We start from the raw sequence: 24,932 nt of genomic DNA on the forward strand, positions 1-24,932 counted from the left end.
GGTTCGCCCGGTGTCGGGGGTCCGCGCCATCATGGGGACATGACGGAACGCGGGCCCTCGACCACGCGCGCCCGCGGTCCGGAGCTTCCCGACCCGCGGGTGCCCGGCGCAGGTGTGCCCGATGCGCCGCACGGCAGGCTCGGCGTCGCGGGCGGCACGGCCCTCTACATCGCGGCGGTGCTGGGCACCGGCATCCTGGTGCTCCCGGCGCTCGCCGCGGCGGCGGCCGGGCCCGGAGCGATCCTCGCCGTCGCGGCCCTGGCGCTCATCTCCGTCCCGCTCGCCGCCACGTTCGCCGCGCTGGCGCGCCGCCATCCGGACGCCGGCGGTGTCGCGACGTTCGCGCGCCGCGCCTTCGGCCCGGACGCGGCCCGGATCATCGGCTACTGGTTCTTCTTCGGCACGCCGATCGGCGCCCCGATCGCGGCGCTGATGACGGCGCGCTACGTGGTCGCGGTGATCGGCGGCGATGCCGTGGCGACGACGCTGATCGCGGTCGGCCTCATGGTGATCCCGGTCGCCGTCACCGCCTTCGGCGTCCGGTTCGCCGCGTCCGTGCAGCTCGTCCTGTCCGGCGCGCTGGTCGCCGTGCTGGTGTTCGTGCTGGCGGCCGCGGCCCCGCACGGCCAGGCCGCGCACCTGCAGCCGCTGCTGCCGCACGGCTGGGCCGGGGTCGGGCTCGCCATGTCCCTCTACATCTGGGCGTTCGCCGGGTGGGAGGCCGTGGCCGGCATCGGCGGCGAGTTCCGGAACCCGCGGCGCGACATCCCGCGGGCGACCGCGCTGGCGCTGATCATCGTGTCCGTCGCGTACCTGGCCATCCAGACCGTGACCGTCACGGTCCTGGGGTCGCGGGCGGCGACGAGTGCCGTCCCGCTGCTCGACCTGGTCGAGGTGTCGACCGGATCGGGCGGCGCGATCGTGGTCGCCGTCATCGCCGCGATCGTCGTCACCGGGGTGTTCAACGCCTACCTCGCGGCGTTCAGCAAGCTCGGCGCGGCGATGGGCCGCGACGGCGACCTGCCCGCGTGGTTCGGGCGCGGCGCCGAGAACGGCGCGGTCGCCCGCCGCGGGCTGCTGCTCTCGGCCGTCGTCATGGCGCTGTACTCCGTCGTCGTGCTGTCGAGCGGCGACCTGCAGCCGTTCATCCTCGTGCACACGAGCATCGCGGCGGCGGTCTACGGTCTCGGCGTCGCCTCGGCGCTCCGGCTGCTTCCCGCGCGCTCGCTCGGCTGGTGGATGGCGCTGCTCTCGTGCGTGCTCGCCGCCGGGCTGCTGATCCTCGCGGGCTGGCATCTGGTGTTCCCGGCGGGCGTCGCCGTCGTCGCGCTCGCGGTCGGTCTCGTCGCTCGGCGGACGCGCCGGAGCGCCGATCGCGCATAATAGGGGCACCCGCGGACCCGACCGCGGCCGGCGGAGGGGGACGGTGTGACCGAGCACCAGCGCGCCGCGAGCATGCGCGACGTCGCCGCGCTCGCCGGGGTGTCCCACCAGACCGTGTCCCGCGTGATCAACGGCCACCCCAGCATCCGCGAGTCCACACGGCAGCGTGTGCAGGACGCGATGCTCCAGCTGCACTACCGGCCCAACCGGGCGGCGCGGGCGCTCGTCACGGCCCGATCCCGCACCATCGGCGTGCTCTCGACCTCTGCCGCCGCGCTCTACGGTCCGGTGTCGAGCATCAACGCGATCCAGGATGCGGGACGCGCCGCCGGGTACTCGGTGGCCGTCGCACAGCTCCCCGACCTGACCGGCGAGTCCATCGCCGCCGGCCTCGACCATCTGCTCGCACAGTCCGTCGAGGGCATCGTCGTGATCGCCCCGCAGGAGGTGGTGATCGAACAGCTCCAGTCGGCCCGCCTCAACGTCCCGTACGTGACCCTGCAGGGCGGTCCGTCGTCGCTGCAGCGCGAACTCACCGTGGACCAGGTGGCGGGCGCCCGCGCGGCCACGCGGCATCTGGTGTCGCTCGGGCACCGGCGGATCGTGCACCTCTCCGGTCCTCTCGCCTGGTTCGAGGCGCAGGCGCGCGTCCACGGCTACCGCCAGGAGCTCGCCGATGCCGGGCTGTATCCCGAGCCGGCGCCGGAGGGTGACTGGACCGCCGAATCGGGCTACCGGCTGGGGCTCGAGGTGCTGCGCGATCCCGGGGTCACGGCCGTGTTCGCATCCAACGACCAGATGGCGCTCGGGGTCTACCACGCGGCGTACCAGCTCGGTCGGCGCCTCCCGGAGGACCTCAGCGTCGTCGGCTTCGACGACATCCCGGAGGCCGCCCACTTCTGGCCGCCGCTCACGACCGTCCTGCAGGACTTCACCGACCTCGGCCGCCGCAGCGTCGAGAGCCTGGTGGCCGAGATCGAGGGCGGGGAGGAGCTGACCGCGGTCAGCCTGCTGCCCGACCTGATCGTCCGATCGTCCACGGCCGTGGCCCGCTGACCCTCGCCGCGTCGGAGGCCCGGCCTAGGCTGGAGTCCATGAGCTCGCGCGACCTGGACTCCGTGTCGACCGGCTCCGCAGCCTCCCGACCCGCGGTGCCCGGCGGCGTGTTGAGCCCGCCGTTCCGCTGGACCAGCATCGGGATGTGCCTGCTCATCATGTTGGCCGCGTTCGAGGCGCTGGCGGTCACGACGATCATGCCCGCGGTCAGCCGGGAGCTCGACGGAGCGGCGCTCTACGCCTTCGCGTTCGCCGGTCCGCTCGCGGTGAGCGTGGTCGGGATGGTCGCAGCGGGTGCGTGGGCCGACCGCGGCAATCCGCGCAGCGCGCTCATCGCGTCGGTGGTGCTGTTCGCCACGGGCCTCCTGCTGGCGGGCACGGCGCCGACGATGGGACAGTTCGTGGCGGGCCGGCTCGTCCACGGGCTCGGCGGAGGGGCGCTCACCGTCGTGCTGTACGTGATCGTGGCGCGCGTGTACCCGGCGCGGCTGCATCCCCGCATCTTCGCGGGGTTCGCGGCGGCCTGGGTGATCCCGTCGCTGATCGGGCCGTTCATCGCCGGCCTGCTCGCCGAGACGGTCGGCTGGCGCTGGGTGTTCCTCGGGGTCGTGGCGCTGACCGCGCTCGCCATGCTGATGGTCGTGCCGGTGATGCACGGCGTGCTCGAGCCTCCGGCCGATCCGGCGCCGTTCCGTCCGGCGCGGCTGCTCTGGGCGGTCCTGCTGGCGGTCGCGGTGCTCGCGCTGACCCTCGCCGCGGAGGCGACGGGGCCGGTGCAATGGATCGTGCCGGTGGTCGCCGCTGTGCTGGCCGGATTCGCGCTGCGGCCGTTGGTTCCGCGGGGAGTGCTGCTCGGCCGGCGCGGGCTGCCGAGCGTCATCCTGATGCGCGCGATCGTGGCCGGGACGTTCTTCGCGTCCGAGGTCTACGTGCCGCTCCTGCTCGTCACCGACTACGGCCAGTCGGCGGCGGTCGCCGGTCTCGCGCTGACCGCGGCCGGGCTGACCTGGTCGGGTGCGTCGTGGGTGCAGGGGCACTTCCCGCGCATCGGCCACCGGCTGGCCGCGCGCCTCGGCGCGCTCGGGCTGACGATCGCGCTCGCGGCGCTGATCGCCACGGCGGTGTGGCACCTGAGTCCGGTGGTGGCCGTGATCGCATGGGCGTTCGCGGGCGCCGGGATGGGCATCCTCTACCCACGACTCGGCGTGCTGACCCTCGAATACTCGACCGGCGACGACCAGGGCTTCAACAGCTCGGCGCTGTCGATCTCCGACGCGACCGGGTCCGCCGTGGCACTGGCCGCGACGGCGATCGTCTTCGCGGCGCTCCGGGATGCCGGGGGCGCCTGGCCGTTCGTGGGGGCGTTCGCCGTGTCCGCGGTGCTGTGCCTGCTCGCCTGGCTGGTCGGCCCGCGCATCCTCCGTCGCTCCTGACGCGCCTCGGCTGGGCTAGCGCGTGAGGCGCTGGACGGCGCCGTCCGCCTCCTCGACGATCGCGCGGGTGGCCGTCTCGGCCGCTGTGCCGTCGCCCCGGCGGACCGCGGCCGCGACCTCCTCGTGCAGGCGGATCGCCTCCGGGTTCGCCGTGCCCGGCATGAGAGCGTGCTCCGTCCGCCCGATGAGCGCCTCGGCGACGGCGTCGCTCAGCGCCGCGAACACCGGGTTGCCGGATGCCTCCAGCAGCACGCGGTGGAAGTCCCGGTCGTGCGCCAGGTACTCCTCACGGTTCGCGGATCGCTGCGTCGCCGCCATCCCGACGATGGCCGCGGTGAGGTCCCCGCACTGCGCGGGCGTGGCGCGTTCCGCGGCGAGCCGTGCCGCGACCGGTTCGACCGCGCGCCGCAGCTCGCTGAGGTCGCCCAGCGCGCGCATCCGGTCCGGCCCGGCGAGGCGCCAGCTCAGGATGCGCGGGTCGAGCGCCTGCCACGCCCCCTCCGGCAGGACGACCGTGCCGCGGCGCCGACGCGCCTGCACGAGGCCGAGCGACTCGAGCACCCGCAGGCATTCGCGCAGCACGGTGCGGGAGATCCCGAGACCCTCGGGCGTCAGCACTGTCCCGACCGGGATCTCGCCGGCGACGATCCGCGCACCGAGCGAGGCGATGGCCTGCTCGTGCAGGGAACCGGGTGGCGGCTGCGTCACCCCTCCATTATCGGGCGTGAGTAATTCGTACGCAATTATGAGCGCGGATTCGACACAAATCTGATTTATTTCTAGAGTGATCCCTGCACCATCGGATCCACGACCAAGGACGTTCATGACCACAGCATTTCTCGGGCGCCTCGCTGCCGCCGCGCCCGCCCCCACCCCGGCCCCTGAGCCGTCCGGCCCCGAGGGCCAGCTGATCTTCGCGGCCCTCGTCGGCATCGCGGTGATCGTCATCCTGATCACCTGGCTCAAGCTCCACCCGTTCCTCTCGCTGCTGCTCGGCTCGCTCGTCGCAGGCCTCGCGGCGGGCATGGCGGCCGACAAGGCCATCGCCAGCTTCATCACCGGCTTCGGCAGCACCATGGGCAGCGTCGGCGTACTCATCGGCCTCGGCGCGATGTACGGCAAGCTGCTCGCCGACTCCGGCGGCGCCGACCGGATCGTCGACACCCTCGTGTCCCGCACCAGCGCCCGCCTGCTCCCGTGGACCATGGGCGCGGTCGGCGCGATCATCGGCCTGCCGATGTTCTTCGAGGTCGGCCTCGTGCTGCTGATGCCCGTCATCATCCTGGTGACCCGCCGCTCCGGCCTGCCGCTCATGCGCATCGCACTGCCGACGCTGGCGGGTCTCTCGGCGATGCACGGCCTCGTCCCGCCGCACCCGGGTCCGCTGGTCGCCATCGGCGCGCTCGGCGCCAACCTCGGACTGACCCTGGCGTTCGGCGTGATCGTCGCCATCCCGGCCATCGCGATCGCCGGCCCGCTGTTCAGTCGTGTCGCGGCGAAGTGGGTGCCGGCCGGCGTTCCCGCGCTGTTCGTCGCCGACGAGGCGGGGACGGCGGGCGCTCGCCGCCGGCCGTCGTTCGCCGCCGCGCTCATCAGCATCCTGCTGCCGGTCGTCCTCATGCTGGGCAAGGCGGTCGCCGACATCGTGACACCGGCGGACGCCGCACCCGTGTGGAAGGTCGTGCTCGACTTCCTCGGCACCCCCGTCATCGCGCTGACCGTCGCCGTGCTGGCCGGTCTGCTCCTGCTCGGCGTGGGCGGCGGGATGGACCGCAAGGCGATGCAGACCAGCCTGAGCGCGTCCCTCCCTCCCATCGCCGGCATCCTGCTCATCGTCGGCGCGGGCGGCGGCTTCAAGCAGGTGCTGGTCGACACCGGCATCGGTCAGGTCATCGCCGGATGGGCGACGGGCGCGAGCGGGATCGTGGTGCTGCTCCTCGCCTGGACGGTCGCGGCCCTCATCCGCGTCGCCACCGGCTCGGCGACCGTCGCGACGGTGACCGCGGCCGGCATCCTCCTGCCGCTCACCGCGCACCTGTCGACTCCGATGGTCTCGCTCATGGTGCTGGCGATCGGCGCGGGCTCGGTCTTCCTCTCGCACGTCAACGACGCCGGCTTCTGGCTGGTGAAGGAGTACCTGGGCCTCAGCATCCCGCAGACGCTGAAGAGCTGGACGGTGCTGGAGTGTCTGATCTCGGTCGTCGGCCTGGCCGGCGTCCTCATCGTGAGCCTGTTCGTCGGCGGACTCGGATGACCCCGGTGCGCGCGGTCGTCGTAATGGGCGTCGCGGGGTGCGGCAAGTCGACGGTCGCCGCCCTGCTCGCCGCACGTCTGGGATGGGAGTTGCTGGAGGGCGACGCCCTGCACCCGGCGGCGAACATCGAGCGGATGGGCGCGGGGATCCCGCTCACCGACGAGGACCGCGCGCCCTGGCTCGCCGCCATCGCCTCCTGGATGGGCGAGCGGCGGCCGGTCGTCGTCGCCTGCTCGGCGCTCACCCGCCGCTACCGCGACGTGCTCCGGGCGGACGACGTGCTGTTCGTGCACCTCACCGGCTCGCCGGAGCTGCTCGGGGATCGGCTGGCCGCGCGCGAGCACCACTTCATGAAGGCGGGCATGCTGCAGAGCCAGCTGGCCCTGCTGGAGCCGCCGGCGCACGACGAACGCCACCTGACGCTCGACATCGACGCGCCGCCGGCTGAGCTGGCCGACCGGGTGGCGGCGGCGCTGGCCTGATCCGCGCCGACCGCGCCGCCCGCCGTCGAGTACACGAAGAGTGCACGCGACGGCGGCGTGTCGCGTGCACTCTTCGTGTACTCGGCAGGGGAATCAGGGGCGGGCTGCGGCGTACTGCTCGCGGATGACCGGGCGCGTGTCGACAGGCAGCGTCGCGGCGGTATCGACCGTCCAGGACGGGCGGGTGCCGGTCAGCGCCCAGGCGGCCTGCACCGCTCCGCCGTCGGCGACGTACTCGCCGGGGGACGGCACCTCGACCGGCGCATCGAAGACCTGCGCGGCGACCTGGGCGACAGCCGGGTTCTGCGCGGCGCCGCCGATCAGCAGGATGCGGCGCTCGCGCACCCCGACGGACCGCACGGCGTCGAGGCCATCGGCGAGGCCGCACAGCATCCCCTCGATCGCGGCGCGGGCCAGGTTCGCGGGGTGGTCGACGCCAGGGTGAGGCCGTGGACGCTCGCTTTCGCGTCCGGCAGGTTCGGCGTGCGCTCGCCCTCGAAATACGGCACGAGCACGACGCCGCCGGAGCCGGGCTCCGCGGTCAGCGCCAGCTCGGCGAGCCGGTCGAAGTCGACGGACAGGAGGCCGGCGATCGAGCCGAGCACGCGCGCGGCGTTGAGGGTCGCGATCAGCGGGAGGGACACTCCGGAGGCGTCGGCGAAGCCGGCGACGGTGCCAGAGGGGTCGGCGACCGGCTGCTCGGTCACGGCGAAGACGGTGCCGGAGGTGCCGATCGAGACGACCACGTCGCCTTCCGCCGCGCCGAGTCCGAGGGCGGCGCCCGCGTTGTCACCGGCGCCGGGGCCGACGAGCGCACCCGACGGCGTACGGCCGGCGGACTCCGACGGTCCCAGCACGCGGGGGAGCACCACGGCGTCTCCGTCACCCGACCCGGCCTCGCGGCCCGGCCGCCCGAGCGCCCGCTCGAACAGGTCGAGGTCGTACGTCCCGGTCGCCGCGCCCCAGTACGCCGTGCCGCTCGCGTCCGAGCGGTCGGTGGTCAGCGCCTCCAGGTCCGGACCGAGCTCGCTCTCGCCCGCCGGACCGTAGCCGCGCAGGCGCCAGGTCAGCCAGTCGTGCGGGAGCGCGACCGCGGCGACCCGCGCCGCGTTCTCGGGCTCCGCATCCCGCAGCCAGCGCAGCTTGGTCGCGGTGAAGGAGGCGACCGGCACGACGCCGACCCGGCGCGCGTACTCGTCCGCGCCGACCTCGTCGATCAGGTCGCGGGCGGCCTGCGCCGAGCGGGTGTCGTTCCAGAGCAGGGCGTCGCGGATGACGCGGCCCTCCGCATCCAGGGCGACCATGCCGTGCTGCTGGCCGGCGATCGAGATCGCGTCCACGTCGTCCATGCCGGCCGCCGCGGCGAGGGCCTCCTGGAGCGCCGACCACCACGCGGCCGGGTCGACCTCGGTGCCGTCGGGATGCGCCGCGCGCCCCGAGCGCACGAGCGCGCCCGTCTCGAGGTCGCGCACGACCACCTTGCAGCTCTGGGTCGACGAGTCGACTCCCGCAACCAGCGTCATTCGCTGTCTCTTCCTTCCACGGGTCGAACAAGTGAAGTGCACGTCGTTGCGGCCGACACGCCGGTCGGATGCGCAACGACGTGCACTTCGAGGGGGTTCAGCGGGTCAGCGCGCGCCGAGGAGGTGCTCGAGGGCCAGCTGCTGCAGGCGGACGAAGCCGAAGCCCTTGCCGCCGAAGTAGGCGCTCGGGTCGAAGTCCTCGTAGGCGCTGCGGTCGGAGAGCAGGTCGTCGTACGACTCGCCGTCGCCGAGGGTCGGACGCGACAACTCGATCACGCGCGACGCCTCCAGCTGCTCCTGCACCTCGGGGTCGGCGCGGAACGCCTGCGCGCGCTCCTTGAGCAGCAGGTAGGTGCGCATGTTCGCGGCCGCCGAGTCCCAGACGCCGGTGATGTCCTCGGTGCGGGACGGCTTGTAGTCGAAGTGGCGCGGGCCGTCGTAGGCCGGGCCGCCATCCGGGCCGCCGTTCTCGAGCAGGTCGACCAGGGCGAAGGCGTTCTGCAGGTCGCCGTGACCGAAGACGAGGTCCTGGTCGTACTTGATGCCGCGCTGCCCGTTGAGGTCGATGTGGTAGAGCTTGCCGTGGTACAGGGCCTGGGCGATGCCGGCGGCGAAGTTGAGGCCCGCCATCTGCTCGTGGCCGACCTCGGGGTTGAGGCCGACGAGCTCGGGGCGCTCCAGCGAGTTGATGAACGCCAGCGCGTGGCCCACGGTCGGGAGCAGGATGTCGCCGCGCGGCTCGTTCGGCTTCGGCTCGATGGCGAAGCGGATGTCATAGCCCTTGTCGGTGACGTAGTCGCCGAGCAGGTTGACGGCCTCGCGGTAGCGCTCGAGCGCGGCGCGGATGTCCTTCGCCGCGTCGTACTCGGCGCCCTCGCGGCCGCCCCACATGACGAACGTCTTGGCGCCGAGCTCGGCCGCCAGGTCGAGGTTGCGCAGCACCTTGCGGAGCGCGAAGCGGCGCACGGCGCGGTCGTTGGAGGTGAAGCCGCCGTCCTTGAAGACCGGGGCCGAGAACAGGTTGGTGGTCACCATCGGCACGATGATGCCGGTGTCGGCGAGGGCCTGCTTGAGGCGGTCGATCTGCTTCTGGCGCTCGGCGTCGGTCGAGCCGAAGGCGAAGAGGTCGTCGTCGTGGAAGGTGAGGCCGTAGGCGCCGAGCTCGTCGAGCTTGTGCACCGCCTCGACCACGTCGAGCTGGGGGCGGGTGGGCCCGCCGAACGGGTCGGTGCCGTTGTAGCCGATGGTCCACAGACCGAACGAGAACTTGTCGGCGCGGGTGGGGGTGAGGCTCATGGATGTTCCTTCAGCGTCGTCGGTGATTTGTTGTTTCAATAAACTTATACCGCACCGAGGCGCTCGGCGCGAGGGGAAACGCTCAGACGGCACCCACGGTAGCCGTCTCGGCCTCCGACGTCACCAGGCGGGCGTCCGCGGCGGTGACCTCGTGCACCGGGCCGGCGATCGTCAGTGCGGCCGCGGTCTCGCGGACGTCGCACGACGGTCCGACCCACAGTTCCACAGCGCCCGGCTCGACGATGCGGCGGAACGACGGGTCCGAGAACGCGAGACGTCTCGTCGGCACGGCGAACCGCACCACCGCCTCCTCGCCCGGCTGGAGCTCGATGCGGTGGTAGCCGAGCAGCTGCGCCACCGGACGCGTCACGCTCGCGTGCACATCGCGGGCGTACAGCTGGACGAGGTCGGTCGCGGCGCGGTCTCCGGTGTTCCGGACGCGCACGCTCGCGGTGAACGTGCCGCCGGCGGCGACCTCCGCGTCCACGGTCAGCTCGGACCGCTCGAACGTCGTGTACGACAGCCCGTGCCCGAACGGCAGCACCGGGGTGCTGTCGGCGCTCGTGATCTCGTTCGGTCCGCCCAGGATCGGGTGGAGGTACGAGTACGGCTGCGCGCCCGCCGAGCGGGGGAGCGAGACCGGCAGGTGTCCGGAGGGTGCGACCCGGCCGGAGAGCACCGCGGCGATCGCCCGCCCGCCCTCCTCGCCCGGGAAAAATGCCTGCATTACGGCTGCAGGGGCCGTCACGCCCTCGATCGCCCAGCCGATCGCGTACGGACGGCCGGAGAGCACGACCAGCACGACCGGGGTGCCGGTCGCGACGACCCGCTCCACGAGCTCGCGCTGGATGCCCGGGAGCTCCAGGCTCTCGACGTCATTGCCCTCGCCGACCGTCCCGCGACCGAAGAGTCCCGCACGGTCGCCGACGACCACGACGGCGACCTCCGCTGCGCTCGCCGCGGCCACGGCGGCCGGGATGCCCGAGCGATCGTCCCCCTCCACGTCGCAGCCGCGCTCGTGCACGACGTCAGCTCCGTCGAACTCGCCGCGCAGCGCCTCCAGCACCGACGGCAGCTCGAAGCCGAGCGGCACCTCCGGGTGGTGCGCGAGCACGTGGTTCGCGAACGAGTAGCACCCCATCAGGGCCTCGGGTGCGTCGGCGTTCGGGCCGAGCACCGCGATCCGGCGGGGAGACGACGCCGGTGGCAACGTGCCGTCGTTGGTGAGCAGCACCAGCGACTCCTCGGCCAGGCGGAGCGCCACCTCGCGGTGCGCGGGCGTGTCCAGGTCGATCGCGGTCGGCGGCGTGTCGAAGGTCTCGTCGAGCAGCCCGAGCTCCTCCTTCTGGGCCAGCACGCGCAGCACGGCGCGGTCGACGAGCGCCTCGTCGGTCTTCCCCGAGCGGATGCGCTCCAGCAGCGGCCCGAGGAACGCGTCGCCGGTCGGCAGCTCAACGTCGATCCCGGCGGCGAGGGCCAGCGCGGCCGCCTCGCCGAGGTCGGCGGCGACGCCGTGCATGGTGTGCAAGAAGGCGACCGAGAAGTAGTCGGAGACCACCGTCCCGTCGAAGCCCCACTCATCGCGGAGGATCCGCGTGAGGTACTCGGGCGAGGCGCCGACGGGGACCCCGTCGATCTCGGCGTACGAGTTCATGACCGATCGCACCCCGCCATCCCGCACCGCCATCTCGAACGGCTGCAGGAGCGTGTCGCGCACCTCGCGGGGACCGGCGTGCACCGGCGCGTGGTTGCGCCCGGCCTGCGACGCCGAGTAGCCGACGAAGTGCTTCAGCGTCGCGTGGACGCCCGCGCCCTGCAGGCCGCGCACATAGGCGGTGCCGAGCGTTCCGACGACGTACGGATCCTCGGCGATGCACTCGTCCACCCGGCCCCAGCGCGGGTCGCGGATGACATCGAGCACGGGCGCGAGGCCCTGGTGGATGCCGAGCTCGCGCATCGACAGGCCGATCAGCCCGGCCATCTCCTCCACCAGCTCGGGGTCGAAGGACGCACCCCACGCCAGCGGCGTCGGGAACGTCGCCGCCTTCCATGCCGCGAGCCCGGTGAGGCACTCCTCGTGCACCAGCGCGGGGATGCCCAGCCGGGTCTCCTCCTTCAGCCGGCGCTGCTCCGACCACAGCCAGGCGGCGCGCTCGGCAGGGTCGACCGGTCGGGTGCCGTAGACGCGGGTGAGCTGGCCGAGGCCGTGCTCGGTGGCGTCCGCGTAGGCGCCGGGGTTGCCCATCTCGCCGGCCATCGGCGCGACCAGCTCGTCGCCCTTGTCGACCCAGTACCCGACGAGCTGCGCGAGCTTCTCCTCGAGGGTCATCTCGGCGAGCAGCGCGCGCACCCGCTCGGAGGGCGCAGAGGGATGGAGGGATTCGGTCATGTCGGATCTCACTTCTTGAGCAGAGCGGGCGATCAGCCCTTGACGGCGCCGGTCAGACCGCCGACGATGCGGCGTTCGAACAGGCTGAAGAACACCAGCGCCGGAATCATGGACAGCGACGTGAAGGCGAGGACCTTCGCCGTGTCCTGCGAGTACTGCGACGAGAACGCCTGCACTCCCAGCGGCAGGGTGAACGTCGCTTCGTTGTTGAGGAGGAAGAGCGGCAGCAGGTAGCTGTTCCAGCTCGCGATGAACGCCAGGATGCCGACGGTGATCACGCCCGGCAGGGAGAGCCGGAGCACCATCCGCCAGAAGAAGCCGAGCCTGCTGCAGCCGTCGATGAACGCGGCCTCCTCGATCTCGTCCGGGATGGCCCGCAGGAACGGCACCAGGATGATGATCGTCGTCGGCAGGGCGAACGCGATCTGCGGCAGGATGACGCCGCCGAGCGAGTTCATCAGGCCGATGTTGCGCACCACGATGTAGAGCGGGGTGATCGCGACCGTGATGGGGAACATCAGGCCCGCGGCGAACAGGGCGTAGAGGAACCCGCGCCCGCGGAACTTGTAGCGCGCCAGCACGTAGCTCGCCGCCAGGCCGAGCACGATCACGCCGAAGGTGGTCGCCAGCGCGACGATCGTCGAGTTGCCGACCTCCTGCCAGAACGTGCTGCCGCTGAGGACGCTCAGGTAGTTCTGGACGTTCCAGGGGTTCGGGAACCCGGCGGGGTCGACCGTGATCTGCGAGTTGGTGCGGAAGCCGCCGAGCACGATGTACGCGATCGGCACGAGCATCAGGGCGATGACGACGAGCGCCACGAAGTAGATGATCGGCGAGCCCCAGGGGAGGCCCTTCTCCTTGCGCCGGGTCGTGCCCGGGAGCGTGGGCTCGGGAGTGGCGGTGAGGGTCGTCATCGTCCCTTCCTTTCTGCGCGCTGCGCCTTCCGGCTGTCGCCGGTGAGGGCGCCCGCGGTGTCGCGCCGGAGCACGAACCGCTGGTAGACGAGTGCGACGATGAGCGAGATCAGGAAGATCACGACGGCGACGGCGTTGCCGTAGCCGAAGTTGCCCGCATTGCGGCCGTTCGCGACCATGTACGTCGCCATAGTGGAGGTGCCGGCCGTCGATGCGACGTACTGGCCCCAGATGATTTAGACGAGGTCGAACAGCTGCAGCGCCCCGATGATCGACAGGAACGCCCAGATGCGGAGCGTCGGGCCGAGCAGCGGCAGCGTGATGCGCCGCTGGATCTGCCAGTACGACGCGCCGTCCAGCGCAGCCGCCTCGTACAGCTCCTCCGGGATGCCCTGGAGGCCGGCGAGGAAGAGGATGACGGCGAAGCCGACGTACTTCCAGGTCAGGATGCCCATCAGGGTCCAGATCGCGAGGCTCGGGTCGGAGAGCCAGTCGTGGACGAGGGCGTCGAGGCCGAGGTTCTTGAGCATGCCGTTGAGCGCGCCGTTGGTGGCGAGCATCAGGCTCCAGCCCGTGCCGACCACGACCTCGGCGATCACGTAGGGCACGAAGATCAGGACGCGGATGATCGACTGGCCGCGCATCTTGCGGTTGAGCAGCAGCGCCAGCAGGATCGCGATCGGACCCTGCAGCACGATCGACATCACGACGATGAATGCGTTGTGCGCCAGCGCCTGCTGGAACGCCGAGTCGGTGAGGATCGTGATGTAGTTCTGAAGGCCGACGAAGTCGGTCGGGGTCCCGTAGCCCGCCCAGCGGAAGAAGCCGTAGTAGGCCGCCATCACGACCGGGGCGATCACGAAGCCCAGGAAGACGATGACCGCGGGTCCGGCCAGGAGAGCGATCTCCAGGCGTCCGGACCAGCGGCCCTTGCGGGGGCGGCGCCGGCGCGACGGGGGCGACGCGATCGCGTCGCCCCCGCCGTGCTGCGCGAGACCCGCGGCCGGCTCGAGGCCGGTGGTGTTCTCGCGGATGTCAGTCACGAGCTAACCTGCCTCAGCCCTTCTTCGCCGCGTCGTTGGCCGCCTGGATGAGCTGCTTCGGGTCGCTCTTACCGGCGAGCATGTCCACGACCGCGACGTTCAGCGCGTTGCCGACGTTCTGGCCGAGGACGGTGTCGAGCCACTGCGAGACGTAGGGCGCCTTGTTGTAGGCGGCCAGCACATCCTTCAGGTAGGGCTCGGTGACGACCTTCTGGGCCTCCGAGTTCACCGGCGGGGCGTTGAAGGCCTTGTAGTAGGCCTCCTGCTGGTCCGTGGTGGCAACGAAGTTGAGGAAGTCGGCGCACTCCTTGGGGGCCTTGACCGAGCACGAGTACCCGTCGACGCCGCCCATGATCGAGCCCGGCTCGCCCTTGCCGCCCGGAACCTCCGGGAACGGGTAGAAGCCGAGGTCCGGAAGAGGCTTCTGGTCGGGGGTGAGGGACGCGATCACGCCCGGGTCCCAGGCGCCCATGAGCTCCATGGCCGCCTTGTGGTTGGCGACGAGGCCGGCCGAGCTGCCCGCGCCCTGCTGGGCGGAGGTGGTGAGGAAGCCGTCGTTGAAGGGCTTGGTGTCGGAGAACTTCTGCAGGTCCTCCGCGGCCTTCAGCCAGCAGCCGTCCGAGAAGGACTTCGAGTCGGCGGTCTTCTCCATGGTGGAGCCGGCGCACTCGCGCAGCGCGAACCAGTAGAACCAGTGTGCGGCGGGCCAGGCGTCCTTCGCGCCGAGCGCGATGGGGGCGACGCCGGTGCTCTTGAGCTTGGTCACGTCGTCGTTGAGGTCGCTGATCGTCTTCGGCGCGTCGGTGATGCCCGCGGCCTTGAACAGATCCTGGCTGTAGAACAGGCCGCCCGGGAGCACGGCGATGGGCATGGCCCACACCTTGTCCTGGTAGGTCTCGGCCTTGAACGAGCCCTCGGAGATGTTCTTCTTCGTGTCGGACGACACCTTGTCGGTGATGTCCATGAGCTGACCGGCGTTGACCATCGCCGCCATCTTGCCGCCGCCTCGCTGCAGGAAGATGTCGGGGGCGTCGCCGGAGTTCAGCGCGGTCTGGAGCTTGCCGTCGAGGTCTTCGTTCTGGATCGACTGGACCTTGATGGTGACGTTCGGGTTCTTCTTCTCGAAGGCCGCGACGGCGTTCTTCCAGAACTCCTGGCCGGGGCCGGTGGTGGAGTTCTGCCAGAGGGTCATGTTGACCTTGCCGTTGCTGCTCGAGCTGTCGGAGCCTCCGCTGCACCCGGTGAGGGCGAGCGCGCCGGCCATCACGACGGCCGCTCCGGTGAGGAGCTTGGTGCCTTTCATGTGATTCCAACCTGTTCTCTTCGTTGAGGTGGGGACGACAGGAGTGTCGCAAGCGCTGAGCACGGTGTCAAACGTTTTCGAAAACCTTTTCTACGCTATGCTCAACGGCCATGGGACGACGTCCGACCATCAATGACGTGGCGGAGGCAGCCGGTGTTTCGGTTGCCACCGTCTCGAAGGCTGTGAACGGCCGCTACGGTGTGGCGGTCGAGACGGTCGAGCGTGTGCTCCAGGTCGTGCAGGAGCTAGGGTACGAATCCAGCCTGGTCGCGAGCAGTATGCGGTCACGCCGCACGGGGGTCATCGGCGTGCTGGTCGCAGACTTCGAGCCGTTCTCGGCGGAGATCCTCAAGGGCGTCGGCGCCGCCCTCCACGACTCCCGCTACGACCTGCTGGCGTACAGCGGCTCGCGGCAGCCGTCGAGCGAGGGATGGGAGCGCCGCTCGTTGAGCCGGCTGAGCGGAACGCTCATCGACGGCGTGATCATGGTGACGCCGACCGTGGTGAGCGCCAACGCGGACGTGCCCATGGTCGCCATCGACCCGCACACCGGCCGGGCGGACGTGCCGACGGTGGAGTCGGACAGCTTCGGCGGCGCGCGCAACGCGATCGCCTTCCTGATCGGGCTGGGCCACCGGCGGATCGCCTTCGTCGCCGGACGTCCGGACCTGCGCTCGTCGAGCCTCCGCGACGCGGGCTACCGTCGCGCGCTGGGTGAGGCGGGCATCCCGTTCGACCCTTCGCTCGTGGCGGTGGGCCGTTACGAGCACGACACCGTGAAGGAGGTCGCGCTGCCGCTGCTGGCGCGCCCCGACCGGCCGACAGCGGTCTTCGCGGCCAACGACATCTCGGCGATCGCGGTGATAGAGGTGGCGGCGGAGCTCGGCCTGGATGTGCCGCGCGACCTCTCCGTCGTCGGCTTCGACGACATCCCGGAGGCGTCGCAGTACAGCCCGCCGCTGACCACCGTGCGTCAGCCGATGCAGAGCCTGGGCGCCGCGGCGGCCGACCTGCTGATCGCCCTCATGAACGGCGAGACGCCCGAGCGCACGCACCTGCGTCTCCCGACGCGCCTCGTCCGCCGCGCCACCACCGCCCCGCCCGCCTGACGCACCCACTCGCGCCGCCGGCTCCGCGATTCGTGACGAATGGTCGCGATTCGTGACGAATGGCGACCATTCGTGACGAATCGATGCGGGGTGCGGCGCCGTGGCGAGGGTCAGACGGTGAAGCGGGCGGCCAGCCACGCGGCTTGCGTGCGCCACTGGAGGTGGCCGCCGCCCTCGTGGTCGTTGAACGGGTAGACCTCGATCGCGCGGTCCTCCGCGGCGAGGTGGTTGTACGCGGCGAACGTCGTCGACGGCGGCACCACCGTGTCCATCAGCGCAACCGAGAACAGCGACGGCACGTGGATGCGGCGGGCGAAGTTCACTCCGTCGAAGTACGAGACCGTCCGGAACACGTCCTCGATCTCGTCGCGGTGCACGGACAGGTAGGTCGCGATCTCCTGGTACGGACCGCCGACCGCGACCTCGACGCCGCGGCGGAAGGCGCAGAGGAACGCGACGTCCGGCATCGCCGCGGCCACGTCGTTTGAGAGCGCCGCCGCCGCGAGCGCGATGCCGCCGCCCTGGCTGCCGCCGGTCACGGCGATCCGCGACGCGTCGACGAACGGCAGCTCCCGCACGGCGTCGACCGCGCGCACCGCGTCGGTGAACACCCGGCGGTAGTAGTACGTCTCGGGCGAGTGGATGCCGCGGGTCATCACGCCGGGGGTGGCCGGCCCCGAGCCGTGCGGGTCGGGGGTGTCGCCGCCGCTGCCCCATCCACTGCCCTGGCCGCGGGTGTCCACGAACACGTGCACGTAGCCGGCGAGCGCCCACGACACGTTCTCGCCGGCGAGGCCGCGGCCGCCGCCGTAGCCCTGGAACTGCACCACCGCGGGCAGCGGGCCGTCCGCCTCCAGGGGCCGCGACACCCACGCGCGCACCGGCTCGCCGCCGAAACCCGGGAACACCAGGTCGTCGACGAGGAGCTGGGTCACCGGCGTCTCGGCCGGCGTCAGCTCGGGCACTCCGCCCGCCGCGCGCGCCTCGGAGAGGGTGCGCGCCCAGAACGCGTCGAAGTCGGCCGGCTCCTGCACGTCCGGGCGGAAGGTCAGCAGGTCGGCGTGGGACAGGTCGGTGAGCGGCATCGGTCTCGCTTTCGGCGCGGTTTTCCGGGGAGTGCCGACGGCGGCGGGGTACACCCGGCGCAGGTCGGCGTGGCCGACATTGTGGCACACCGCGACGACCGCGCCGCGAAGGGGCCCGAGTGGATGTGCGACAGTGGCACCATGCCCGAGCCCACCCGACCGACGTTGGAGGCGATCGCCCGCGAGGCGTCCGTGTCGCTGTCCACCGTGTCCAAGGTGCTCAACGGGCGGCCCGGCGTCGCGGCCGCGACGAGGCGGCTGGTCGAGGACCTGCTGCACGACTCCGGCTACGCCCGCCGCGGTGTGGATGCGGAGCGCGGCGAGACGGTCGAGCTCGTGCTCGAGAACCTGGCGAGCGAGTGGTCGGTGGAGGTGATCCGCGGCGTGGAACGGGTGGCCCGGGAGGCCGGGCTCGCCATGACCCTGTCGACGATCGGCGACTATCACGCGGCCGGCGACGACCTCATCACCGGGGTGCTGCGGCGCAAGCCGGTCGCGGTCGTGCTGCAGTTCTCGAATCTCACGGCTGACCACCGGCGGCAGTTGCGGGCGCGCAACATCCCCTTCGTCGTCGTGGACCCGGCGGGCGACCCGCCGCCGGACGTCCCCGCGATCGGCGCCACGAACTGGGCGGGCGGGCTGGCCGCGACGCGTCACCTCGCCGCGCTCGGGCACGAGCGCATCGCGGCGATCGGCGGCCCGGCCGACCTGCTGTGCTCGCGGGCCCGAGTCGCCGGGTACCAGGCGGCGCTGCAGGAAGCCGGCCTCCCGGCCGCTGCGCCGGTCGAGTCTGCGGGCTTCTCGCGCGCGGACGGCGAGCGGGAGGGGCGCCGCCTGCTCGGCGCCGCGCCGGCGGAACGCCCGACCGCGATCGTCTGCGCCAACGACATGCAGGCGCTCGGGGTGTACGACGCGGCGTTCGCGCTCGGCCTCGACGTGCCGGGCGACGTCTCCGTCGTCGGCTTCGACGACGCCCCGTCCGCGTCCTGGGCCCGCCCGCCGCTCACGACCGTCCGGCAGCCGCTCCAGGAGATGGCGGAGGAGGCCGCGCGGCTGGCGCTGCGCCTGCGCGCCGGGGCGGCTGAGAGCACCCGCCTGGAGCTCGCCACCAGCCTGATCGAGCGCGGGTCGACGGCGCCGCCGCGCTCCTGAACGAAAGTTTTCCAACCTCGCGCCGAAACTTGCTCCCGCTCCCGAGGCCGTCCTAGCGTCGCTGAGGGATCCACGGGAGGAAGGCCGACGATGACCGACGACACACCCAGGCTCCGCGTCGCCATGATCGGCTACGGCTTCATGGGCGCCGCGCACTCGCAGGGCTGGCGGACCGCTCCGCGTTTCTTCGACCTCCCCGCCGAGCCGGTGATGGATGTGATCGTCGGGCGCGACGCCGCCCGCGTCGAGGACGCCCGCCGCCGCTTCGGCTGGCAGCGCGCCGCGACCGACTGGCGCGAGGTCGTCGCCGACCCGGACATCGACATCGTCGACATCTGCACGCCGGGCGACAGTCACGCCGAGATCGCGATCGCGGCGCTCGCGGCGGGCAAGCACGTGCTGTGCGAGAAGCCGCTCGCCAACACGGTCGCGGAGGCCGAGGCGATGACGGAGGCGGCCGAGGCCGCCGCCGCGCGCGGCATCCGGTCGATGGTCGGCTTCAGCTACCGCCGCGTGCCCGCGATCGGCGTGGCCCGTCGGCTGGTGCAGGACGGACGGCTCGGCGAGATCCGCCAGGTGCGGGCGCTCTACCTCCAGGACTGGCTGCGCGACGAGGACGGTCCGATGACCTGGCGCCTCGACAAGGCGGCGGCCGGGTCGGGCTCGCTCGGCGACATCGGCGCGCATGCCGTCGACCTGGTCGAACACCTCACCGGCTCGCGGCTGAGCGGTGTGTCCGGCACCCTCGCGACCTTCGTCGAGGAGCGCCCCCTGCTCGGCGAGACCGTCGGGCTGTCCGGCACCGCCTCCGAGGAGCGCGGCCGGGTGACCGTGGACGACGCCGCATGGTTCACTGCGCGCCTGACCGGCGGAGCGGCGGCGGGCGCGATCGGCGCCTTCGAGGCCACCCGCTACGCGACCGGGCGCAAGAACGCGCTGCGGATCGAGCTGAGCGGCTCGCGCGGGGCCATCGCCTTCGACCTGGAGTCGATGAACGAGCTGGAGTTCTACGACGCGACCGCGCCGGCCGGCGAGCAGGGGTTCGTGCGGATCATCGCGACCGAGCCCGAGCATCCCTACATGGCGAACTGGTGGCCGACCGGACACGCGATCGGCTACGAGCACGCCTTCAGTCACGAGGTGGTCGACTTCGTCACCGCCATCGCGGCCGGAGAGGACCCCGAGCCCTCATTCGCCGACGGCCTCCATATCCAGCGCGTCCTCGACGCCGTCGAACGCAGCGCTGCCGCCGGCAGCGCCTGGACCCCGATCCCCTGATCCACGAACCCCGACCCACGAAGGAAGCATGAGCAAGCACGCACTGATCGTCCGCGGGGGCTGGGACGGACACATGCCCGTCGAGACCACCGACCTCTTCATCCCCTTCCTCCGCGACAACGGCTTCGACGTCCGGGTCGAGGAGGGCACGGCCGTCTACGCCGACGAGGAGTACCTGACCGATGTCGACCTGATCGTCCAGGTCAACACCATGAACACCATCGAGGACGTGGAGTTCCGCGGCCTGCAGAACGCGGTCCTCAACGGGACGGGCATGGCGGGCTGGCACGGCGGCATCGCCGACTCGTACCGGAACAACGCCGACTACCTGCACATGATCGGCGGGCAGTTCGCCCACCACGCGGGCAAGGACCCGGCCGAGCGCGTGGGCGAGCAGAGCGACAACTACATCCCGTACACCGTGCACATCACCGACTATGGGAAGACGCATCCGATCACCGAGGGGATCGAGGACTTCGACCTTGTCACCGAGCAGTACTGGGTGCTGAGCGACGAGTACGACGACGTACTCGCCACGACCACGCAGGAGGTCCGGCCCTGGGACGCCTGGAACCGCCCGGTGACCTCGCCCGCGATCTGGACCCGCCAGTGGGGGAAGGGGCGCATCTTCGTCTCCGCCCCCGGCCACCGGCTCGAGATCGTGGAGAGCCGTCCCGTCCGCACCATCATCGAGAGGGGGCTGCTGTGGGCCGCCCGTTGAACGTCGGCGTCATCGGCGTCGGAGTGATCAGCAAGCAGTACTTCGAGCACTTCCCGCAGCTGCCGAACCTGCGTCTGACGGCCGTCGCCGACCTCGACCTCGACCGCGCCTCCGTCGTCGCCGCCGAGCAGGGCGTCGAGGCGCTCTCGGTCGATGCCCTGCTCGCCGACCCGCGGGTGGATGCGGTGCTCAACCTGACCATCCCGGCCGCGCACGCCGACGTCGCCCTCCGTGCGCTCGACGCGGGGAAGCACGTGTACGGCGAGAAACCGCTCGCGCTGTCCACCGCCGAGGCCGCGCCCATCCTGGCGCGCGCGGCGGCGAAGGGGCTGCGCGTCGGCAGCGCCCCGGACACCGTGCTCGGCACCGGCATCCAGACGTCGCGGGCGCTGCTCGACGAGGGCGCGATCGGCGACCCGGTCGCCGCCGCGGTCTCCTGGACCGCTCCCGGGCACGAGCTCTGGCATCCCGCGCCCGCGTTCTACTACCAGCCGGGCGGCGGTCCGCTGTTCGACATGGGCCCGTACTACCTGACCAGTCTGGTCACCTTCTTCGGCCCGGTCGTCCGGGTCTCGGGGGCCACCGGACGGTCGACGCGGGAGCGCCGGGTCGCGACGGGTCCGCTCGCCGGTTCCGTCGTCCCGGTGGAGGTGGACACCCACGTCACCGCGATCCTGGAGCACGCGTCCGGCGTCATCTCGACGGTGACCGTCTCGTTCGAGGTCTGGGCGTCGCGCTCGCCGAAGTTCGAGGTCTACGGAACGGCCGGCACCCTGGCCGTGCCGGATCCCAACATGTTCTCGGACACCGTGCAGCTCGCCACGGCCCAGGACCGCGAGTTCCGCGACGTGGAGCCCGTCGCCGGGTACGCCGACGCCGGACGCGGGTACGGCCTGGCCGACCTGGCGCGGGCGATCGAGACGGATCGTCCCGCACGGGCATCCGGCGAGCTCGCCTTCCACGTGCTCGAGATCATGGAGTCGGTGCTCCGCGCCGGCGCGACGCACGAGGTCGTGGAGCTGTCGTCGACCGTCGAGCGGCCGGCGCCCGTTCCGCACGGCGCCCGCCCCGAGACGTGGTGAGGGACCTGCGCCTCGCGCCACGCCGGTAGGGTTGCCTGCGACATGGACGGCAGGACGAGCCCGGGGACGAACCTCGACACGGTGCGGCGGCACAACCTCGCCGCCGTGCTCGGGCTGGTCCACCGGGAGGGCCCGCTCGCCCGGTCGGCGCTGACCCAGGCGACGGGGCTCAACCGGTCGACGGTCGGCGCGCTGGTCGGCGAGCTGACCGCGCTCGGGCTGGTCCGCGAGCGCGAGCCCGCCTCCAGCAACCGCGTGGGACGGCCGTCGCCGGTCGTCGAGGCCGATGGTCGCGTGGTCGCCCTCGCGATCAATCCCGAGATCGACGCGGTGACGGTCGGCGTCGTCGGACTGGATGCGACGGTGCGCCGCCGCCTCCGGTGCCCGACCGGACGCATCCCGACCGCCGCGGAGGCCGTCGAGGTCGTCGTCGCGGCGATCGCACAGCTGCGCCCGGAGCTGACCGCCGCCGGCCGGCTGGTCGGCATCGGCGTGGCCGTCCCCGGTCTCGTCCGCGAGGACGACGGGATGGTGCGGCTCGCCCCGCACCTGGGCTGGGTGGACGAGCCGTTCGCCGCGGAGCTGTCCGCCGCGACCGGCCTGCCGGTCCATGCCGCCAACGACGCCAACCTCGGCGCGGACGCCGAGCGGCTGTTCGGCGCGGGCCGCGGCGCGAGCGACCTGGTCTACCTCAACGGCGGCGCGTCCGGCATCGGCGCCGGTGTCATCGCGGGCGGCCGTCCGCTGACCGGCATCAGCGGTTACGCCGGTGAGCTCGGGCACACGCTGGTCAACTCCGCAGGCGTCCGCTGCCACTGCGGGGCGACGGGCTGCCTGGAGACCGAGGTGAGCCAGCGCGCCCTGCTGCGCGTGCTCGGCCTGGAGGCGGCCGACGCCGACGAACTCGAGCGAGCGCTGGATGCCGCGCTCGCCGCGGGCGATCCGGCTGTGCGGGCCGAGGTCGACCGTCAGATCGGGTTCCTCGCCGTCGCGCTGCGGAACGCCACCAACATCTTCGCGCCGCAGCTGATCGTGCTGGGCGGGTTCCTCGGCGCCCTCCACGCGCTCGACCCCGAGCGTCTGCCGCGGCTGGTGGGGGAGCAGGCGCTCGCCGCGAGCGCCGAACGGCTGTCGATCGTGCGAGCCGCCCTGGGCTCCGACATCCTCATGATCGGCGCCGCGGAGCGCGCGTTCGGCCCGCTGCTCGCGTCGCCCGCCTCCTGAGCTGTTCGCCGCGACGAACGTGAGCGAGTGCACTGCATGCGCACGTTCACATTCCGTGGCCGCCTCGGTATAACATAGAACCTATCCGATGGCTCGAATCGATTCGACGCTCGGCTCCCGCACCGCGTCCCCGACGCGGTGTTCTCTTCTCCTGCGTCCGATGGCGGGCGCGCGCCTTTCCGCCCCCAGACTCGCCAAGGACTTTCTCGTGACCACCGTCGTGCATCCCGGAGACTCGCTCTCCGGCCGCCAGCGCCTCGCCTACATCCTGATCCTGGGCGCCCTGACCGCACTCGGACCGTTCACCATCGACACCTACCTGCCGGCGCTGCCGACGCTCCAGAACGACTTCCAGGTGTCGACCGCGGCGATCCAGCTCACGCTGACGGCCACGACGATCGGCTTCGGCGTCGGGCAGCTGCTCGTCGGTCCGTGGTCGGACAAGATCGGCCGCCGCACGCCGCTCATGGTCGCGACCGCCGTGCACATCATCGCGTGTCTCGCGGCGGCGATCGCCCCGAACGTCGAGCTGCTCGGTGTTGCCCGCGCCCTGCAGGGGATCGGCGCGGCGGCCGGCGGCGTCGTGGCCATGGCGATGGTCCGAGACCTGTTCGGCGGCCGTCCACTGGTCCGGATGCTCAGCCGCCTTGCGCTGGTGAACGGCCTGGCTCCGGTGCTCGCCCCGGTGATCGGGTCGTGGCTGCTGCTCGTCATGCCGTGGCGCGGCATCTTCGTCGTGCTCGCCGTCTACGGCGCGTTCGTCGTGACCTGCGTCGCCCTGTGGATCGTCGAGACCCTCCCGAAGGCGCGCCGACACGACGCCGGCCACTCGACCGTCGGCCAGCGCTACAAGAACGTGCTGAGCGACCGCCTCTTCGTCGGCATCGCCATCGTCGGCGCCGCCAACTTCACCGGTCTGTTCTCGTACCTGTCGTCGAGCTCGTTCATCTTCCAGGAGATCTACAAGTTCAACGCGCAGGAGTACGGCCTGCTGTTCGCGGTCAACTCGATCGGCATCATCATCGGCGTGCAGTCCGCGTCGCGCCTCACCAAGTACGTCGGTCCGCAGTGGATCCTCGCCTGCTCGACGATCGTCATGTTCGTGGCCTCCGTCACCATCGTGGTGCTCGACCAGGCGCACGTCGGCCTGTGGGGCATCGCGATCCCGCTGTGGTTCTTCATCGCGGCATGCGGATTCGGCTTCCCCTGCGTCCAGGTGCTGGCGCTGAACGGCCACGGCGCGGAGGCCGGGACGGCGGCGAGCCTGCTCGGTGCGCTCAACTTCGGGACCGCCGGCATCATCTCGCCGATCGTCGGCATCCTCGGTGTCGGCAGCGCCGTGCCGATGGCCACGGTCATGGCGATCTGCGCCCTGATCTCGATCGCCTCCCTGTGGCTCGTGGTCCGGCCGCGTACGGTCCCCGAACTCGCGCACTGAGCCGTCCCTAGGCCGCGCATGCCGCGGCGGGTACGTTGTGGTGGCATGAGCGCTGCCGAACCCTCACCCGCGAAACCGGACGCAGAAGGCCACGATGTCGCCGGAGCGCGGCGGGTCACCAACCGGTGGCCGGTCATCGCGGCGTCCGTGGCCGTTGCGCTGGTGGTCGGGCTCGGCATCATCATCGCGCTGCGGCCCAAGCTGCCGTTCGGCATCGACACCGAGTGGATGGGCGAGATCGTCGAGCACCGCTCCCCGCTCTGGCTCGGCCCGGCGTTGTTCTTCAACTACGCGGGAGGCGGGATCGTCGGCTCGTTCGTCGTCCCGCTGGTGATCTTCCTGCTGCTGCTCGCCTTCCGAAGGCCGTGGGGCGCCGCGTTCTTCGCCATCGCGAGCATCGTGTCGGTCGTCTGCGTGCAGCTCCTCAAGCACACCGTCGGGCGCGCGCGGCCGACAGAGATCCTGGTCCACGCCGACACCGGTTCATTCCCGTCCGGGCATACGGCCAACGCCGCGACGATGGTGGTCGTGCTCGGCATCCTCTTCCCGCGCGTGTGGGTGTGGATCCTCGGCGTCGTGTGGGCCGTGCTGATGGCGATCAGCCGCACCTACCTCGGTGCGCATTGGATCAGCGACACGATCGGCGGCCTGCTGCTCGGCGCCGGTGTCGCCGTCATCGTGTGGACGCCGCTGGCGCACCGACTCGCGTTGGAGGCGACGCAGCCGCATCCCTTCTTCCTCTCGCGACGGCGCCCAGTAGAGTGACC

19 protein-coding genes and 2 pseudogenes are annotated in these 24,932 nt (G+C 71.8%); 13 read left to right on the forward strand and 8 right to left on the reverse strand.

Annotated elements, in window-relative coordinates; translation table 11 throughout:
• Window positions 1-39: 39 nt before the first annotated feature.
• Genes A0130_14680 through A0130_14690 form a run of 3 tightly spaced genes read left to right on the forward strand, consistent with a single transcriptional unit; the run spans window position 40 to window position 3,872 of the window.
• Window positions 40-1,383 carry an amino acid permease-associated protein gene (locus tag A0130_14680; GenBank protein ID ANF32742.1) on the forward strand — a complete coding sequence of 448 codons (1,344 nt, stop codon included), beginning with the start codon at window positions 40-42 and terminating at the stop codon, window positions 1,381-1,383.
• 45 nt (window positions 1,384-1,428) lie between these two features.
• Window positions 1,429-2,439, forward strand: coding sequence for a LacI family transcriptional regulator (locus A0130_14685; GenBank protein ID ANF32743.1), 1,011 nt, complete (start codon window positions 1,429-1,431; stop codon window positions 2,437-2,439).
• A 38-nt stretch (window positions 2,440-2,477) separates the two neighbouring features.
• Entirely contained in the window at window positions 2,478-3,872 is a 1,395-nt protein-coding gene (locus A0130_14690) for an MFS transporter (protein ANF32744.1), read from the forward strand.
• Between the two features lie 15 nt (window positions 3,873-3,887).
• On the opposite strand, the gene A0130_14695 is transcribed toward A0130_14690, so the two are convergent.
• A complete protein-coding gene (locus A0130_14695) occupies window positions 3,888-4,580 on the reverse strand; it encodes a GntR family transcriptional regulator (GenBank protein ANF32745.1) in 693 nt (230 codons plus the stop codon).
• 115 nt (window positions 4,581-4,695) lie between these two features.
• On the opposite strand from A0130_14695, the gene A0130_14700 reads away from it, so the two are divergent.
• Both A0130_14700 and A0130_14705 read left to right on the forward strand, forming a co-directional pair.
• A complete protein-coding gene (locus tag A0130_14700) occupies window positions 4,696-6,126 on the forward strand; it encodes a gluconate transporter (GenBank protein ID ANF32746.1) in 1,431 nt (476 codons plus the stop codon).
• Entirely contained in the window at window positions 6,123-6,608 is a 486-nt protein-coding gene (locus tag A0130_14705; GenBank protein ANF32747.1) for a gluconokinase, read from the forward strand. The genes A0130_14700 and A0130_14705 overlap by 4 nt, the downstream gene beginning before the upstream one ends.
• Before the next feature lie 93 nt (window positions 6,609-6,701).
• On the opposite strand, the pseudogene A0130_14710 reads toward A0130_14705, so the two are convergent.
• The 6 genes and pseudogenes from A0130_14710 to A0130_14735 form a co-directional block, all read right to left on the reverse strand.
• Window positions 6,702-8,131, reverse strand: a pseudogene (locus A0130_14710) (xylulose kinase).
• Between the two features lie 105 nt (window positions 8,132-8,236).
• Window positions 8,237-9,427 carry a xylose isomerase gene (locus tag A0130_14715; GenBank protein ID ANF32748.1) on the reverse strand — a complete coding sequence of 397 codons (1,191 nt, stop codon included), beginning with the start codon at window positions 9,425-9,427 and terminating at the stop codon, window positions 8,237-8,239.
• An 82-nt stretch (window positions 9,428-9,509) separates the two neighbouring features.
• On the reverse strand, window positions 9,510-11,816 hold the full coding sequence (locus tag A0130_14720) for a glycosyl hydrolase (protein ANF32749.1): 2,307 nt from the start codon (window positions 11,814-11,816) through the stop codon (window positions 9,510-9,512).
• Window positions 11,817-11,848: 32 nt separating this feature from the next.
• Window positions 11,849-12,730, reverse strand: a complete 882-nt coding sequence (locus A0130_14725; protein ID ANF32750.1) for a thiamine ABC transporter ATP-binding protein — start codon at window positions 12,728-12,730, stop codon at window positions 11,849-11,851.
• Window positions 12,727-13,773: pseudogene (locus A0130_14730) on the reverse strand (sugar ABC transporter permease). Before A0130_14730 ends, A0130_14725 begins: the two are co-directional and overlap by 4 nt.
• Window positions 13,774-13,786: 13 nt before the next feature.
• A complete protein-coding gene (locus A0130_14735; GenBank protein ANF32751.1) occupies window positions 13,787-15,076 on the reverse strand; it encodes a sugar ABC transporter substrate-binding protein in 1,290 nt (429 codons plus the stop codon).
• A gap of 110 nt (window positions 15,077-15,186) precedes the next feature.
• Between A0130_14735 and A0130_14740 the strand changes: the two genes are divergently transcribed.
• The gene (locus A0130_14740) at window positions 15,187-16,185 is read left to right on the forward strand and encodes a LacI family transcriptional regulator (protein ID ANF32752.1); all 999 of its coding nucleotides are present in this window, start codon (window positions 15,187-15,189) and stop codon (window positions 16,183-16,185) included.
• A 110-nt stretch (window positions 16,186-16,295) separates the two neighbouring features.
• On the opposite strand, the gene A0130_14745 is transcribed toward A0130_14740, so the two are convergent.
• Window positions 16,296-17,270 carry an acetylxylan esterase gene (locus A0130_14745; GenBank protein ANF32753.1) on the reverse strand — a complete coding sequence of 325 codons (975 nt, stop codon included), beginning with the start codon at window positions 17,268-17,270 and terminating at the stop codon, window positions 16,296-16,298.
• A 192-nt stretch (window positions 17,271-17,462) separates the two neighbouring features.
• On the opposite strand from A0130_14745, the gene A0130_14750 reads away from it, so the two are divergent.
• The 7 genes from A0130_14750 to A0130_14780 all read left to right on the forward strand — a co-directional run bounded on the left by A0130_14750 (window position 17,463) and on the right by A0130_14780 (window position 24,930).
• Window positions 17,463-18,422: a LacI family transcriptional regulator gene (locus A0130_14750; protein ANF33472.1), complete on the forward strand. Its 960-nt coding sequence runs from the start codon at window positions 17,463-17,465 to the stop codon at window positions 18,420-18,422.
• Between the two features lie 90 nt (window positions 18,423-18,512).
• Window positions 18,513-19,700 carry a dehydrogenase gene (locus A0130_14755; GenBank protein ID ANF32754.1) on the forward strand — a complete coding sequence of 396 codons (1,188 nt, stop codon included), beginning with the start codon at window positions 18,513-18,515 and terminating at the stop codon, window positions 19,698-19,700.
• A gap of 28 nt (window positions 19,701-19,728) precedes the next feature.
• Complete coding sequence (locus A0130_14760; GenBank protein ANF32755.1) at window positions 19,729-20,421, forward strand: hypothetical protein; 693 nt, start codon at window positions 19,729-19,731, stop codon at window positions 20,419-20,421.
• The gene (locus A0130_14765) at window positions 20,406-21,503 is read left to right on the forward strand and encodes an oxidoreductase (protein ANF32756.1); all 1,098 of its coding nucleotides are present in this window, start codon (window positions 20,406-20,408) and stop codon (window positions 21,501-21,503) included. Before A0130_14760 ends, A0130_14765 begins: the two co-directional genes overlap by 16 nt.
• Before the next feature lie 42 nt (window positions 21,504-21,545).
• Window positions 21,546-22,727: a transcriptional regulator gene (locus A0130_14770; protein ID ANF32757.1), complete on the forward strand. Its 1,182-nt coding sequence runs from the start codon at window positions 21,546-21,548 to the stop codon at window positions 22,725-22,727.
• A 208-nt stretch (window positions 22,728-22,935) separates the two neighbouring features.
• Window positions 22,936-24,165, forward strand: coding sequence for a Bcr/CflA family drug resistance efflux transporter (locus A0130_14775; GenBank protein ANF32758.1), 1,230 nt, complete (start codon window positions 22,936-22,938; stop codon window positions 24,163-24,165).
• A gap of 135 nt (window positions 24,166-24,300) precedes the next feature.
• A complete protein-coding gene (locus A0130_14780) occupies window positions 24,301-24,930 on the forward strand; it encodes a phosphoesterase PA-phosphatase (GenBank protein ID ANF33474.1) in 630 nt (209 codons plus the stop codon).
• Window positions 24,931-24,932 lie beyond the last annotated feature (2 nt).

The sequence above is a fragment of the Leifsonia xyli genome, assembly GCA_001647635.1.
Taxonomy (GTDB): Bacteria; Actinomycetota; Actinomycetes; order Actinomycetales; family Microbacteriaceae; genus Leifsonia; species Leifsonia xyli_A.